We start from the raw sequence: 14,153 nt of genomic DNA, 5'->3' as shown, positions 1-14,153 counted from the left end.
GTGGCGCGCCGAAACCGTGCGGACGGGTTCCGTTCCCGGTCGGTGGGCGCAACTGGCGGGTGGCGGCGCGTGCCCGGCGCGCAGGATGGGGCGGGTGTGCCGCGTGCGACAGGGCGCAGGCCGAGTCACACGATTGTCGTTCGGGGGATTGTGACGAGCTGGTCACGACCCCTACGCTGAGTAGGCCCGCCGGGGCTTTCTGTCACTGCCGAGTGGCGCCCGCCGGGCGCCGTCGAGCCGGTCACCCGCACAGGCGTGGGTGCCGGACCGAGCCCCTCCACCGCGGCGGAGCGTCGTCGTGCCCGGAGGGCGCCGGTAGGCGGCTCGTGGAAGAGGAACGGAGCGCCGCCGCACCATGGCGACCCCCCTGCGCACGCCCACCCGCCGTCGTACCGCGCGGCGGGCCGGTCTGGCCCTCGCGGGCGCCCTCGGCGTCCTGCTCGCCACGGTTCCCGCGTCGGCCGCACCGGGGAACCCGGCCACGTCGGCCGAGGCGGCGCAGCTGGTCGCCGAGCGGGGGCACCAGCTCGAGGTCGTCACGGAGCGGTTCAACGAGGCGCGGGACGCGCTGGCCGCCCAGCAGGCGGCTGCCGAGGCCGCCGCCGCCCAGCTCGAGCAGGCCACCGCCGACCTCGCCCAGGCGCAGAAGGCGGTGCGCGGCATCGCGCGCAGCACCTGGACCGGTGAGGGTCTCGGGTCCTTCCAGGCGCTCCTGACCAGCGGCTCGGCCGACGAGTTCGTCAGCCGGGTGGCCATGCTGGAGACGATCGCCGGGCACCAGAGGGGGATCCTCGGGAAGGCGGCCGAGGCAAGCGTGGCCGCCGCCCAGGCCCAGGCCACCGCGCAGCAGTCCGCCGCCGAGGCGCAGCGGACCTACGACTCCGTCGCCGGGCAGCAGGCCGAGCTGGAGAAGCAGGTCGCCGACTTCCGGGCGCAGTACGAGCAGCTCGGCGCCGCGGAGCGCCAGGCCGTGGCCGACGCGCACCACGCGGAAGAGCGCAGCGCCCAGCCGCAGCGGGCCAGCCGCAGCGACCGCGAGGCCCCTGCGCCGTCGATGCCGGTGGTGGCCGGAAACGGTGCCGCGCAGGCCGCCGTCGACGCCGCGATGGCCCAGCGCGGCAAGCCCTACGTTTGGGCGGCCTCGGGCCCGAACGCCTTCGACTGCTCGGGCCTGACCTCCTACGCCTACCGCGCCGCCGGCATCAGCCTGCCGCGGGCGAGCCGCAACCAGGCCGCCGTCGGCCAGCAGGTCTCCCGCAACCAGCTCCAGCCCGGTGACCTGGTGTTCTTCTACAGCCCGATCAGCCACGTGGGCATCTACATCGGCAACGGCCAGATGGTGCACGCGCCCACGTCCGGCGACGTGGTCAAGGTGGCGAGCATCGACTCGATGGGCGGCTACAGCGGGGCGCGGCGCATCGCCGGCTGATCGTGCCGGGTGACCTGCTGGAGCAGGCCCCACACGAACACCGCCCGCGCCCCGCCGGGGAGGTGCACCTCCCGGCGGGTGACCACGCCCGGATCCACGGCGCGGGCGCCCCGGAGGCCGACGACGTCGTCGAGCACGTGCTCCCACACCAGCAGGCGGCGCGACGTCGCGGCCGGGACGGGCGATCCGGGCGCGCGCGCCAGCTGCTCGTCGAGCACCGAGCCGCCCGGCCCGCTGACCACCTGCCACCACAGGTGCGGCCACAGCGGCAGCGGCCAGCGGCGCACCTGGAGGTCCAGGTCGCCGAAGCGCCGATCCTCCAGCTCCTCGGGCGGCCCCAGGACCGCCGCGCGCAGCGCCAGCCCGCGCGGCGCCCGCGCAGAGTGCTGCAGCGCCTGCCACCGGGTGTGCGCGGCATGGGCCTCCGCCCGGGTGGCGCCCAGCCGGGGGAGCGCTTCGGTGGTCAGATCGGGTCGGACGTCGGCCATCCGGCGCAGCAGGACCAGGCAGAACTCCCGCCGGGCCAGTCCGCGCACGGTGCCGACCCTGCCAGGTGGCGCACTGCCGCGAAGGTCACACCCGCCGCGGGGACCCCGCGCCCGGCCCGGTCGTTGACCACCGGAGAGCTCCGCCGACCCGAGGACGCCCGTTGACCCCGCGCACCGTTTCCACCGCCTTCCGCATCGTCGCCGTCGCCGAGGCGATCACCTGGATCGGCCTGCTGGCCGGGATGTTCGTGAAGTGGGTCCTGCAGGCCTCCGAGGTGGGGGTCCAGGTGTTCGGCCCCATCCACGGCGGGGTCTTCCTCGTCTACGTGCTGGTGGCGCTCGTCGCCGCCCGGGTGCTGCGCTGGCCGGCCGGCACCACGGTCCTCGCGCTCGTCGCCTCCGTGCCGCCGCTGGCCACGGTGTGGTTCGAGCGTCACGCCACCCGCTCGGGCCGGCTGCCGCGGCGCGAGGCGCTGACCGCCTGACCCCCAGGCGGGGCGGCTCGCTACGGTCGCCGCCATGGCCGAGCCCGTCCTGTCCAGCACCGCCCGCCTCCTGCTGGCGCGCACCGCCCGCGTCCAGCGCGACGGCCGGGCTCCCAGCCTGGTCGCCGGGGTGGTCCGGGACGGCGGGCTGGCCTGGTCCGCGGGCCGGGGCGCCGTGCCCGAGCCGCACACCGACGTCCAGTACCGGCTCGGCTCGATCAGCAAGACCGTCACCGCGGTGGTCGTCCTGCGGCTGCGCGACGAGGGGCTGCTGCGGCTCGACGACCCGCTGGAGCGGCACCTGCCGGGGACGCCGTTCGGCGACCGCACCGTCGGGCAGCTGCTCTCCCATCTGGCCGGCGCCTCCGCCGAGAGTCCCGGCGGCTGGTGGGAGCGCACCCCGGGGGGCACCCTCGACGAGCTGGGCATGGCCGACAGCGACGTCGTGCTCGGAGCCGCCCGCCGGTTCCACTACTCGAACCTGGGCTTCGGCCTGCTGGGCGAGCTGGTCGCCCGGCAGCGCGGCCGGAGCTGGGAGGAGGCGGTGACCGCCGAGGTGCTCGCGCCGCTGGGCATGTCCCGCACCAGCCCCCGCCCCGTCGCCCCGGCGGCCGAGGGCTGGGCGGTGCACCCCTGGGCCGACGTCGTCCTGCCCGAGCCCGAGCACCACGCGGGGGTCATGGCCGCCGCCGGGCAGCTGTGGGCGACCCTGGCCGACCTCGGGCGCTTCGCCGCCTTCCTGCTCGGCGACACCGGCGAGGTGCTCGACCCCGCGACGCTCGAGGAGATGACGGTGCCCGCGGGGGTGGACTCCTCGGCGTCGGGCTGGTCGGCCTACGGGCTGGGCGTGCAGGTGGTGCGGGTCGACGGCCGGACGCTGGTCGGGCACGGCGGCTCGATGCCCGGCTTCCTCGCCGGGGTCTTCGTCGACCGGGAGGAGCGGACGGGCGCGGTCTCGCTGGCCAACGCGACCAGCGGCGTCGATCCGCTGGTTTTCGGGCTGCTCGCCGACCTGCGCGGTGCCGAGCCGCGTGTCGTCGAGCCGTGGGCCCCGTCGCCGTCGCCGGTATCACTGGAGACCCTCGGCGTCTGGTTCTGGGGGCCGGCTCCCTACGTCCTGCGGGCCGTCGCCGGCGGGCTGCTGCACCTGGGCCCGCTGCCCGGCCGCAGCGGGCGGGCCAGCCGGTTCACCCGCCGCGACGACGGCACGTGGCTCGGGCTGGACGGCTACTTCGCCGGCGAGACGTTGCGGATCGCCGACGACCACCTGGACCTGGACACGTTCGTCTTCACCCGGACGCCCTACGACCCGCAGGCCCCCGTGCCCGGTGGGGTCGACGAGCGGGGCTGGCGGTAGCCCGCACGTGGTCGGGTACCGGCCCGCCCAGCAGGTGGTGCCGGCGGAGCAGCGCGGGTGACCTCGTGCACGCGGGAAGTGTGCCCGGCGAGATCGGCGATCTCGCCCCTTCTCCGGCTGCGAAGCGGGCCAGATCGCCGATCTCGCCGAGCGGCGGTGGTCAGGGGCGGTCGAAGGCGTCGATGGTGCACTTGGTGACGACGCCGTAGACCAGGTGCGGGACCAGGTCGCTGAGCCAGTCGGCCGCCGACCAGGTGCGGGGATCGGTGACGCCGAGCGCCGTCATCGGCCCGTTCGCCGCGACCATCGCACCCAGCCCGGTGAGCAGCGTCCCGACCGGCTTCGCCGAGCGCAGGCCCGACGCCCGGGCCAGCCCGCCGACCACCCCCACCCCGATCCCCGCCACCAGGCCGGTCATCGGCCCGAGCCCCTCCACACGGTTCCGGCGCGTCTCGTCGTCCCCGGGGATGGGCACGTGCGCTGTCTCCGCGAGCCGCTCCACGGTTCGCTGCGGGGTCGAGCTGCTGCCACGGCCGCGCACGACCATGTCCAGGTACGTGACGGCGTTGAGCGCCGTTGTCCCCGCTGCGCCGGCCGCCGCCCCGCGCAGGGCCCACCCCAGGGTGCTGATCCCGCGCTTGCCCTTGCCCGCCACGCCGAACGGTGTCCGCTTCTCCATGCGCGGGCCCGTACCCGCCGCGCAGCGAGCCCACCCACCGACCACGGGCACGGGCGGGGTGGGCGTCAGCGCCGGTGCGTCCGCCACCACCACGCCGAGACCGGCGAACGCACGGCTCAGCAGCCGTGCGAGGGGAGCTGGGGGACGGTCGCGAGCAGCCTCCGATCGGGCCGTGACCACCAGCACCGCTGGCGGGCCGGCACGGTCCGCCCACGCCGAGCGGGTGGACGACGTCCCCGCCGGGCTGGACCGCCCGGGGACCCGCGCGGATCCGCGGCCCCGCTAGCCGGTGCCGGCGGCGCGGTCCAGCAGCGGGCGTGTACGGCGCTCGACGAAGCGGCGCATCGCCAGCGCGGTGTCCACCCGCTGGACGCCGGCGATCGACAGGACGGCCTCGGTGATCCGCCAGAGGTGGTCGGCGTCGGTGGCCACCACGTGGACGAGCAGGTCCGTGGCGCCGGACAGGCCCGTCACCTCCAGCACCTCCGGCAGGCCGGCCAGCGCATCGCTGACCTCGCCGAGCCCCCGTTGGGCGACCTGCACGGACATGTAGGCCGCCAGGCGGTACCCGAGCGCCTCCGGCCGCACCCGCTGGTCCAGCGGGGCGAGCACGCCGTTGCCCTCCAGCCGGGCCAGCCGGGTCTGCACCGTGTTCCGGGCGAGCCCGAGCCGCTGGGACAGGGCCATCACGCTGGCCCGCGGGTCCTCGGTCAGCACACGCAGCAGCCGCGCGTCCGTGGCGTCGATCTCCGGCATGCTGCGCAGTCTGACAGTTGCCGAGGGTCCGTGGGTGGCTTTCTGCGCAGTCCCCGGCGATGCCCCTGTGCAGATCGCTGCACGCCAGGGCTGGTCCTCGGCGGGTGTGGCGTGCCAGGATGTGTGAGGACCGCCACATCCGGCGGACCGGAACGTCCAGCACCGCCGCACCGCCGGTGACCCCGGCCGCGGTGGCCGACGGCGAGGAGCGCGACCCGTGACAGCGAAGACCTCGACCACGGAGATGGTCGACCCCGTCCCGGGGGCCGCCGCGCCCCACCACGCGCCGCGCACCGAGCTGGTCCAGTTGCTGACGCCGGAAGGCGACCGGGTCGAGCACCCCGACTACTCGCTCCAGATGGGCGACGACGAGCTGCGCGCCGTGTACCGGGACCTCGTCCTGGTCCGCCGATGGGATGTCGAGGCGACCGCGCTGCAGCGGCAGGGCGAGCTGGGCATCTGGGCCTCGCTGCTGGGCCAGGAGGCCGCGCAGATCGGCGCCGGCCGGGCGATGGCCGCATCCGACATGGCGTTCCCGACCTACCGGGAGCACGGCGTCGCCTGGGCGCGCGGCGTCGACCCGCTGCACGTGATCAGCCTGTTCCGGGGCGTGGACAACGGCGGCTGGGACCCGGTCGCCACCGGCTTCAACCTCTACACCGTCGTCATCGGCGCGCAGACGCTGCACGCCACCGGCTACGCCATGGGCATCCAGCGCGACGGCGCGGAGCAGGCCGTGCTGGCGTTCCTGGGTGACGGCGCCACCAGCCAGGGCGAGGTCAACGAGGCGATGATCTGGGCGGCCAGCTTCTCGGCTCCCGTCGTCTTCTTCTGCCAGAACAACCAGTACGCGATCAGCGTCCCGCTGGAGCGGCAGTCGCGGGTGCCGCTGTACCAGCGCGCCGCCGGCTTCGGCTTCCCCGGCGTCCGGGTCGACGGCAACGACGTCCTCGCCGTGCTGGCGGTGACGCGGCAGGCCCTGCAGGCCGCCCGCGAGGGGCAGGGCCCCACCTTCATCGAGGCCTTCACCTACCGGATGGGCGCGCACACAACCTCCGACGACCCCACCCGCTACCGGCTGGCCAGCGAGCTGGAGGAGTGGAAGCTGCGCGACCCGATCGCCCGGCTCAAGGCCCACCTGTCGCGCAGCTCCATCGCCGACGCGGCGTTCTTCGAGTCCGTCGAGGCCGAGGCCGACGAGCTGGCCGCCCGCATCCGCAGCGGCACCCTCGACATGCCCGATCCGGCACCGACGGAGATGTTCGACCACGTCTACGCCGAGCAGACCCCGCAGCTGGCGCAGCAGCGCGCCGACTTCGTGGCCTATCAGGAGTCGTTCGAGGGGGGCGAGCACTGATGAGCGAGACGCTCACCATCGGCAAGGCGCTCAACCTGGGGCTGCGCAAGGCCATGGAGGACGACGCGAAGGTCGTCCTCATGGGTGAGGACATCGGCAAGCTCGGCGGGGTCTTCCGGATCACCGACGGCCTGCAGAAGGACTTCGGCGAGGCCCGCGTCGTCGACACCCCGCTCGCCGAGGCCGGCATCCTCGGCACCGCGGTCGGCCTGGCCATGCGCGGCTACCGGCCGGTCTGCGAGATCCAGTTCGACGGGTTCGTCTTCCCCGCTTACAACCAGATCGTCACCCAGGTGGCCAAGATCCACGCCCGCTCCCGGGGCCGGCTGGCGATGCCCATCGTCATCCGCATCCCGTTCGGCGGCGGCATCGGCGCCGTCGAGCACCACAGCGAGAGCCCGGAGGCCTACTTCGCGCACACCGCGGGGCTCAAGGTGGTCGCCGTCAGCAACCCGGTGGACGCCTACTGGGGCATCCAGCAGGCCATCGCGCACCCCGACCCGATCGTCTTCCTCGAGCCCAAGCGCCGGTACTGGGAGAAGGCCGAGGTCGACGTCGAGGCCACACCCGACCCGCTGTTCGCCTCCCGGGTGGTGCGCGGCGGGGACGACGTCACCGTGCTCGCCTACGGCCCGATGGTGAAGACGGCGCTGCAGGCCGCCGCGGCCGCGGCGGAGGAGGGGCGGTCGGTGGAGGTCGTGGACCTGCGCACCGTCTCCCCGCTGGACCTGGCGCCGGTCCACGAGTCGGTGCGCCGCACGGGGCGCTGCGTGGTCGTCCACGAGGCCCCGGTGACCCTGGGCCTGGGCGCCGAGATCGCCGCCCGGGTGACCGAGGCCTGCTTCCACTCCCTGGAGGCGCCGGTGCTGCGGGTGGGGGGGTACGACACCCCGTACCCGCCGTCGAAGCTCGAGGAGGACTACCTCCCCGACCTCGACCGGGTGCTGGACGCCGTCGACCGCGCGATGGAGTTCTGAACCGATGGCGAACTCGACGCCAGTGCTGCGGCAGTTCCGTCTCCCCGACGTCGGTGAGGGCCTCACCGAGGGGGAGATCCTCCAGTGGCTCGTCGCCGTCGGCGACCAGGTCGCGATCAACCAGCCGCTGTGCGAGGTCGAGACGGCCAAGGCGGCCGTCGAGCTGCCCTCGCCGTTCGCCGGGACCGTCGTCGAACTGCTGCACGAAGCCGGGACCATGGTCGACGTCGGCACGCCGATCATCACGATCGACGTCGGAGGCGGGGCGCCCGCGGACGAGCCGGCCCCGGCGGACGATGCCGAGCCCGCCGCCGGCCTGATCGGGGGCACCGCGCCCGGTGGTCGCACGGCGGTGCTGGTCGGCTACGGCCCGCGGACGACCGAGGCCCGGCGCCGGCCACGGCGCTCCGGCAGTGTCGCCGCGGCCCGCGCGACCCAGCGCCCGGGCGCCGAGCACGGCTCCGGGGGCGCCGACCGCCCGCCGCAGCCCTCCGACGACGGCCCGCCGTTGCTGGCCACCGCGCCCGACATGCGCAGCAAGCCGGTCCGCCACGGCGGCCTGGAGGTCGGCCGGCAGGCCGAGGCCGCCGCGCTCCGCGACGACGCCGCTCCCGCCCGGGGCGTCGCGCCCGGCCGCCGTGGCCCGCGCCCGCTGGCCAAGCCCCCGGTGCGCAAGTACGCCAAAGACCTCGGGGTCGACCTGACGACGCTGACCGGCTCCGGCACCGACGGCTGCATCACCCGGGCCGACGTCGACGCCGCCGTCGCCGCCCGGACCGCCCCTGCGGTGGAGAAGGCCACCTCGGCCGGGACCGGCGGGGAGCAGCGCATCCCGGTCAAGGGGGTGCGCAAGGCGACCGCCGCGGCCATGGTGGCCAGCGCCTTCACCGCGCCGCACGTCACCGAGTTCCTGACCGTCGACGTCACGCGGATGATGAAGCTGCGCAGCCGGCTGGCCGGGCGCCCGGAGTTCGCCGGCGTCAAGGTCAGCCCGCTGCTCTTCGTCGCCAAGGCGGTGCTGCTGGCCGCCCGGCGCCATCCGATGGTCAACAGCTCCTGGGACGAGGCGGCGCAGGAGATCGTCGTCCACGGGCAGGTGAACCTCGGCATCGCCGCGGCCACCCCGCGGGGGCTGATCGTGCCCAACATCCCCGACGCCGGCCGGCTCACCCTGCCCGAGCTCGCCGCGGCTCTCGGTGAGCTGACGGAGACCGCCCGCGCCGGCCGCACCGCACCGGCCGCGATGAGCGGGGGCACGCTCACCATCACCAACGTCGGCGTCTTCGGCGTCGACACCGGCACGCCGATCCTGAACCCGGGTGAGGCGGCCATCCTGGCCTTCGGCGCCGTCCGCCAGATGCCGTGGGTGCACAAGGGGAAGGTCCGCCCGCGCCAGGTCACCCAGCTGGCGCTCTCCTTCGACCACCGCATCGTCGACGGCGAGCTGGGCAGCCGGTTCCTCGCCGACGTCGGCGCACTGCTGCACGATCCCGGGAGCGCCCTGGCGTTCTGACCCCCGCGAGGAGGTCTGTCGACCCCGGTCGCAGGCCCCCCGCGGGGGCCGCGACGGCGCTCCGCTGACCTGCTAGTTCGAGGTGTCGCACGCACGTCGGTCGGGTAGCTGGTGCGCGATCGAACACGCGACATCAAGGAGCTGAGAACGTGGCCAGCGTGCAGGAGTCCATCGACGTCGACGTCCCGATCCGTGTCGCCTACGACCAGTGGACGCAGTTCGAGACGTTCCCGCAGTTCATGGGCGGTGTCGAGAGCATCACGCAGATCGATGAGACGCACACCCACTGGGTGACCAACGTCGACGGCGTCAAGCGGGAGTTCGATGCCGAGATCACCGAGCAGCACCCCGAGGAGCGGGTGGCCTGGACCAGCACGACCGGTGAGGCCAAGCACGCCGGCGTGGTGACCTTCCACCGCCTCGACGACGCCAAGACCCGCGTGATGATCCAGATCGACTGGGAGCCCACCGGGCTGGTGGAGAAGGCCGGCGCAGCGCTCGGCTTCGACGACCGCCAGGTGAAGGCCGACGCGAAGAAGTTCAAGGAGTTCATCGAGAGCCGCGGCACCGAGACCGGTGCGTGGCGTGGGGACGTCGAGCGCCCCAGCTGAGGGAGCAGGGTCCCCGCTGCCGCAGGGCCACGACGGCGCCCGTCCCCGCCCGGGGACGGGCGCCGTCGGCGTTTTCGGGAGCCCGTCAGGTCGGAGGGGCGTCCGCGTGACGACTCTCACCCGAAGGGGCGGGGAACCTTCGGTGGAAACCCCAGTATGCCGATGTTTCGTCGGATTAGATTGGTGCGCGCCTGCGCTGCTACGGCTGCAGGTGTTTCACTCCGACGAAAGAGGCAGTAACGATGAGCAGCGTGACGACCAGCTGGCGGCAGCGTCGGCAGCTGGCGCGTACCCGGCGGGCACTCGCCAAGGCGCTGGCGCGCAGCAGCAGCCCGGCCATGCGGGACGAGCTCCTGACGATGGCCAACAACAGCGCCTTCCTCGGCCGCTGAGCGACGGTCGCACCCCGCGCGGCCCGCGAACATCTCGACCCCGGTCTCCGCTGAGACCGGGGTCGCATGCGTTTGCGGGCAGCCGCTTCCAAGGACGCCTCTCTGCTGGCATCCTGTAGCCGTGCGCGTACACCGGGTGCGCGAGAGGCGAGCTGGCCTCCTTCGATCGAGGGGATGCGCTCCGGCCGCCGGGGCCGTGCGTCCATCAGAGGACGTGGACATGAAGGCCTGGCGACGACGGTTGCGCCTGCCGTGGCGCCGCCGGGCGGCCGTGGCGGTCGACCCGGAGCTGCTGGCCCTGCGCGGCCAGCTGCAGATCTTGCAGTCGGCGGCCACGGAGCTGGTCGCCAGCGAGGACGTCGACACGGCGCTGCGGATCGTCTCCCGGGCCGCGGAGGCGGTCCTGGCGCCGGCCTACCTCGTGGCTGTCCACGCGCCGGGCGGCGGCGCGCCCCTGGTGCACGGGTCCGGCCTGCCGGCCGAGCGGCTGCCCGAGTTGGCCGCCGCACTCCTCGACGGGGACGACATGGGCCCGGGTGCGGTCGTGGTCGACATCGCGTCGGCGCGGCGATCCCACGGCAGGCTGGCTGCCCTCTACCGCCCCGGCGATCCGGCGATGGGCGACGAGGCAGCCATGCTGGCCGTCTATGCCGGCCACGCGGCGGCCGCCCTCGACCTGATCATCGCGCTCGAGGACGCCCGTAGAGAGGCCGACCGGGCCGGCGCGCTGCTGGCGCTGTCGCACGAGCTGGCGGCTGCGGCCGATCCGGCCGAGGTGAGCGAACTGGTCGCCGCGGCGCTCGGGCGCGTCGTCGGCTGCAGCCGTGCCAGCCTTCTTCTGTGGGACCCGGGCGCGGGGGTGCTCCGGGCGTCCTCGACCGCCGGCATGTCCGACGAACAGGCGGCGCTGCTGGCGGGGACCGTACTGCGCCCGGAGGACACCCCGGAGCTGGTGGGGATGCTGACCGACCGGACACCCCTCATCCTCGACGACGCGACGAGCAGCCCCCGGCTGAGAGCGGTCCTCCGGGGCATCGGCAGCGCCGACGTCGTCGCTGTACCGCTGCTCGCCGGGACGACGTTCCTCGGTGTGGCGACGGTGGGCTGGCAGACCGGGGAGGCGCCCGCCTCGCTCGCCGGGGACGTGCAGGTCCGGCTGCGCGGCGTGGCGGACCAGGCATCCACCGCCCTGCAGAAGGCCCGGCTGCTCCAGACCGTCCGGCACCAGGCCACCCACGACGCGCTGACCGGTCTCCCCAACCGCGTGCTGTTCCTCGACCGGCTCGCCGAGGCGATCGCGGCGGAGGACCGGCGGTCCCACGCCGCCGTGCTGTTCTGCGACCTCGATCGGTTCAAGCAGGTGAACGACACCCTGGGCCATGCGGCCGGCGACGAGCTGCTGCGCCAGGTGTCCGCCCGGCTGCGCGCCGCCGTCCGGCCCGGCGACGTCGTGGGCCGGCTCAGCGGTGACGAGTTCGCCGTCGTCATGCCCGGTCTCGCGGAGCCGTCGGATGCCCACGGCCTGGCTGGCCGGGTCGTAGAGTGCTTCCGCGAGCCGTTCCGGCTGGAGGGCACCGACGTCCTCGTCGGCACCAGCGTCGGGGTGGCCGTGTACCCGGGCGACGGCGGCACCGCCGAGCAGCTGCTGCGCACGGCGGACGCGGCGATGTACCGGCACAAGCACGCGGACCGGCCGACCCCGGCACGTGGCTGACCTGGCCGTCTCACCGAACCGGTCGGTTCCGCGCGACCCGCGACCCGCGCCGCGCGCCGAGCCGTCAGTCCCGCAGCCGGGCCCGCAACGCCGCCTGCTCCTCGGCACCGAAGCCGTGGGCGTCGAGCCAGCCGGCGGGGCCGCCGTACCGCTCGTCGAGCAGGGCCAGCACCCGCTGCATCGTCTCCGCGCGCGGGGTGTGGCTCGCTACGTCACGGCTGACCATGTCCTCGGCGTACGTCGGGGAGGCGGCCAGCTTCGCCACCAGCGCGTCGATGATCTCCGCCGTCAGCGCGTAGTCGGCCACGACCTCCTCGTGCGGAACGCCCGCGACGGACAGCGCGAACGCGCACACCACACCGGTGCGGTCCTTCCCAGCCGCGCAGTGCACCACCGAGGCGCCGTCCTCGGCCCGGCTCAGTGCCCGCAGCGCACCGACGACGTTCTCCGACCGCTGGCCGAGGTAGCCCAGGTAGGACCGCACCGCCGGCGGCTCGCCCTCGTCGTGGGCGGCCACCTGCCGGGGCAGCAGCGACTCCAGCCACCCGGCCGGCAGGTCGGGCCGCTCGTCGGCCTCCTCGACCGCGAACACGTCGGTGTGGTGGCCGCGCTCGGGCAGCAGGGTGAAGTGCCGGTGGGTCACCTCCGGGACCGAGCGCAGCGGCCCACGGCCCTCCAGGAGGATCTCCGCCGTCGTGCGCAGGTCGATGACCTGCCGCAGGCCGATCTCGTGCACCAGCCGCCGGACGTCGGCGTCGCTGAGGGTCTGCAGGTTGTCGCTGCGCAGGATCCGCCCGGTCGCCGTGCGCCCGCCGTCGGTGGTCGGCAGCCCGCCGAGATCACGCATGTTGGTCGTGCCGTCGAGCCGGATCCAGCGGCCGGTGTGCGGAGAGGTCACCTCTGGGACGGTACGGCCTCGGCCGGGAGGTCACCGAGCAGCCGCTCGCACACCGCGACCAGCCGGCGTCGCAGCGCCGCGCCCCGGTCGGCGAAGGTCCGCTGGGCGGCCACGTACTGCGCCTTCCCCTCGGGCGTCTCGACGGGCACCGACTCGTACCCGTGGTCGCGCAGGTCGTAGGGCGAGGCGCGCATGTCCAGCACGCGCACGTCTACGGCCAGGGCGAAGCAGTCGGCCAGCAGCTCGCCGGGCACGGCGGGGGAGAGCTTGTAGGCCCACTTGTAGAGGTCCATCGTGGCGTGCAGGCAGCCCGGCTGCTCCAGCTCCGGCTGGTCGGCGCGCGTCGGCCGGAGCGTGTTCAGCGGCCGGCCGCGACGGCTGAAGAAGCGGTAGGCGTCGAAGTGACTGCACTGCACGCGGTGGCCGTCCACGACCTCGGCGGTGCCCTCGACGCCCAGGCGCAGGGGCACCGCGCCGTGCCGCACCTCGCCGTCGTCCGGGCGGTAGACCATCGCCCACTCGTGCATGCCGAAGCAGCCGAACTGCGCCGGTCGTCCGGCGGTCGACCGGAGCAGGTGCACGACCCGGGCCACAAGCTCCCCCCGGGCGGACCGGAAGGCCTCGGCGTCGAGGCCGACGGCGCCGTCGGCGTGCTCGGCGTGGAAGGGCCAGTCGAGGCGCTCGCGGGCGGCCGGGCCGGCCAGGGCCACACCCGTGCCGGGGTGCCAGCGGGCCAGCCGGCCAGGCGTCTCGGAGTAGTAGGTGAACAGGAAGTCCAGCACCGGGTGCGCGACGCCGGCGCGCCGCCGATCCGCGTGCGGACCGGTCCAGACCGCCATCCGCTCCGCGTGCGCCCGCGCCCGCGGCAGCCACTCGTCCTGGGTGAGGACGGTCCGAGGCGGGTGCGGCACGGCGTCCAGCGTAGGGGCGGCTTCCGCTGCGGCGCCCCGGAGGCCGCAGCGGGGACGGCCTCAGTCGGAGGCGTTCCCCGGGCGAGCGACGCCGTCGTCCCGTTGCGCGTCGTCGTCGGTGGTGAGCGTCGCGTCGCTCTCGGGCGCGTCGCCCTCCTGCGCCTCGGCGACCGGCCCGTCCGTGGTGTCGGGGGACTCGCGGTAACCGGTCGGCTGGGACTCGCTCATCGGCCGTCGTCTCCGGATCGGTTGGTGGGGGCCGGGACCTCGCCGGAGGCGCCGGCCCGCGTGGCGCGGGCGATGTCGCCATCGGCGTTCGCGGGGAGGTCGTCGCCCTGGGTGGCGTCGCGCTCGATCGCCTCGTCGGCCGTCAGGGGGACGTCGTCGAACGACGAGCCCAGGTCGCTGTTGGCGCCGGTGCCGGACGAGGTGGGGATGTCCTGCTGGATGCGGTCGCTGCCCTGCGGGTCGGTCATGCCGGCCTCCTGTCGGTCGGGGCTGTTCCCGACCCCATGCCCGACATCGCCGCTACGAAACGGTGGAGGCCGCCTCCCCGGGACCGGGGCGGCGGCCTCGACCGTCGGCG

At 74.8% G+C, this 14,153-nt stretch carries 16 protein-coding genes; 9 read left to right on the top strand and 7 right to left on the bottom strand.

The window, feature by feature from the left end; translation table 11 throughout:
* Positions 1 to 355: 355 nt before the first annotated feature.
* Positions 356 to 1,429 (top strand): C40 family peptidase, encoded by a 1,074-nt coding sequence (locus ABC795_RS16680; protein ID WP_347058327.1) that lies wholly within the window; start codon positions 356 to 358, stop codon positions 1,427 to 1,429.
* Here ABC795_RS16680 and ABC795_RS16675 read toward each other — a convergent pair.
* A complete protein-coding gene (locus tag ABC795_RS16675) occupies positions 1,399 to 1,965 on the bottom strand; it encodes a hypothetical protein (RefSeq protein ID WP_347058325.1) in 567 nt (188 codons plus the stop codon). The two genes, ABC795_RS16680 and ABC795_RS16675, sit on opposite strands and share 31 nt — an antisense overlap.
* 113 nt (positions 1,966 to 2,078) lie before the next feature.
* Between ABC795_RS16675 and ABC795_RS16670 the strand changes: the two genes are divergently transcribed.
* Positions 2,079 to 2,402 carry a DUF3817 domain-containing protein gene (locus tag ABC795_RS16670; protein ID WP_347058323.1) on the top strand — a complete coding sequence of 108 codons (324 nt, stop codon included), beginning with the start codon at positions 2,079 to 2,081 and terminating at the stop codon, positions 2,400 to 2,402.
* 34 nt (positions 2,403 to 2,436) lie between these two features.
* Positions 2,437 to 3,759 carry a serine hydrolase domain-containing protein gene (locus ABC795_RS16665; protein WP_347058322.1) on the top strand — a complete coding sequence of 441 codons (1,323 nt, stop codon included), beginning with the start codon at positions 2,437 to 2,439 and terminating at the stop codon, positions 3,757 to 3,759.
* Positions 3,760 to 3,919: 160 nt separating this feature from the next.
* On the opposite strand, the gene ABC795_RS16660 is transcribed toward ABC795_RS16665, so the two are convergent.
* Positions 3,920 to 4,438 (bottom strand): hypothetical protein, encoded by a 519-nt coding sequence (locus tag ABC795_RS16660; RefSeq protein WP_347058321.1) that lies wholly within the window; start codon positions 4,436 to 4,438, stop codon positions 3,920 to 3,922.
* Between the two features lie 282 nt (positions 4,439 to 4,720).
* Positions 4,721 to 5,194, bottom strand: a complete 474-nt coding sequence (locus tag ABC795_RS16655; RefSeq protein WP_347058319.1) for an Lrp/AsnC family transcriptional regulator — start codon at positions 5,192 to 5,194, stop codon at positions 4,721 to 4,723.
* Between the two features lie 244 nt (positions 5,195 to 5,438).
* Between ABC795_RS16655 and pdhA the strand changes: the two genes are divergently transcribed.
* The 6 genes from pdhA to ABC795_RS16625 all read left to right on the top strand — a co-directional run bounded on the left by pdhA (position 5,439) and on the right by ABC795_RS16625 (position 11,758).
* Positions 5,439 to 6,551 (top strand): pyruvate dehydrogenase (acetyl-transferring) E1 component subunit alpha, encoded by a 1,113-nt coding sequence (gene pdhA / locus ABC795_RS16650; protein ID WP_347060741.1) that lies wholly within the window; start codon positions 5,439 to 5,441, stop codon positions 6,549 to 6,551.
* Positions 6,551 to 7,528 carry an alpha-ketoacid dehydrogenase subunit beta gene (locus ABC795_RS16645; protein ID WP_347058317.1) on the top strand — a complete coding sequence of 326 codons (978 nt, stop codon included), beginning with the start codon at positions 6,551 to 6,553 and terminating at the stop codon, positions 7,526 to 7,528. The genes pdhA and ABC795_RS16645 overlap by 1 nt, the downstream gene beginning before the upstream one ends.
* Positions 7,529 to 7,532: 4 nt before the next feature.
* A complete protein-coding gene (locus ABC795_RS16640; RefSeq protein ID WP_347058316.1) occupies positions 7,533 to 9,041 on the top strand; it encodes a dihydrolipoamide acetyltransferase family protein in 1,509 nt (502 codons plus the stop codon).
* 149 nt (positions 9,042 to 9,190) lie between these two features.
* Positions 9,191 to 9,652, top strand: coding sequence for an SRPBCC family protein (locus ABC795_RS16635; protein WP_347058314.1), 462 nt, complete (start codon positions 9,191 to 9,193; stop codon positions 9,650 to 9,652).
* Between the two features lie 242 nt (positions 9,653 to 9,894).
* The gene (locus tag ABC795_RS16630) at positions 9,895 to 10,044 is read left to right on the top strand and encodes a hypothetical protein (protein ID WP_347058312.1); all 150 of its coding nucleotides are present in this window, start codon (positions 9,895 to 9,897) and stop codon (positions 10,042 to 10,044) included.
* A 220-nt stretch (positions 10,045 to 10,264) separates the two neighbouring features.
* Complete coding sequence (locus ABC795_RS16625; protein ID WP_347058311.1) at positions 10,265 to 11,758, top strand: sensor domain-containing diguanylate cyclase; 1,494 nt, start codon at positions 10,265 to 10,267, stop codon at positions 11,756 to 11,758.
* Positions 11,759 to 11,822: 64 nt separating this feature from the next.
* On the opposite strand, the gene ABC795_RS16620 is transcribed toward ABC795_RS16625, so the two are convergent.
* From ABC795_RS16620 to ABC795_RS16605, 4 genes are read right to left on the bottom strand one after another with little or no spacing between them, the layout of a single operon-like run.
* Positions 11,823 to 12,656, bottom strand: a complete 834-nt coding sequence (locus tag ABC795_RS16620) for a tyrosine-protein phosphatase (protein ID WP_347058309.1) — start codon at positions 12,654 to 12,656, stop codon at positions 11,823 to 11,825.
* Entirely contained in the window at positions 12,653 to 13,567 is a 915-nt protein-coding gene (locus ABC795_RS16615) for a 3-methyladenine DNA glycosylase (protein WP_347058307.1), read from the bottom strand. The genes ABC795_RS16620 and ABC795_RS16615 overlap by 4 nt, the downstream gene beginning before the upstream one ends.
* 60 nt (positions 13,568 to 13,627) lie before the next feature.
* Positions 13,628 to 13,795 (bottom strand): hypothetical protein, encoded by a 168-nt coding sequence (locus ABC795_RS16610; protein WP_347058306.1) that lies wholly within the window; start codon positions 13,793 to 13,795, stop codon positions 13,628 to 13,630.
* On the bottom strand, positions 13,792 to 14,043 hold the full coding sequence (locus ABC795_RS16605) for a hypothetical protein (RefSeq protein ID WP_347058305.1): 252 nt from the start codon (positions 14,041 to 14,043) through the stop codon (positions 13,792 to 13,794). The genes ABC795_RS16610 and ABC795_RS16605 overlap by 4 nt, the downstream gene beginning before the upstream one ends.
* Positions 14,044 to 14,153: the final 110 nt, after the last annotated feature.

It is taken from the genome of Blastococcus sp. HT6-30 (assembly GCF_039729015.1).
GTDB lineage: Bacteria > Actinomycetota > Actinomycetes > Mycobacteriales > Geodermatophilaceae > Blastococcus.
Note: the sequence above shows the minus strand (reverse complement) of the source record. Positions and strands in the feature narration are given on the sequence as shown.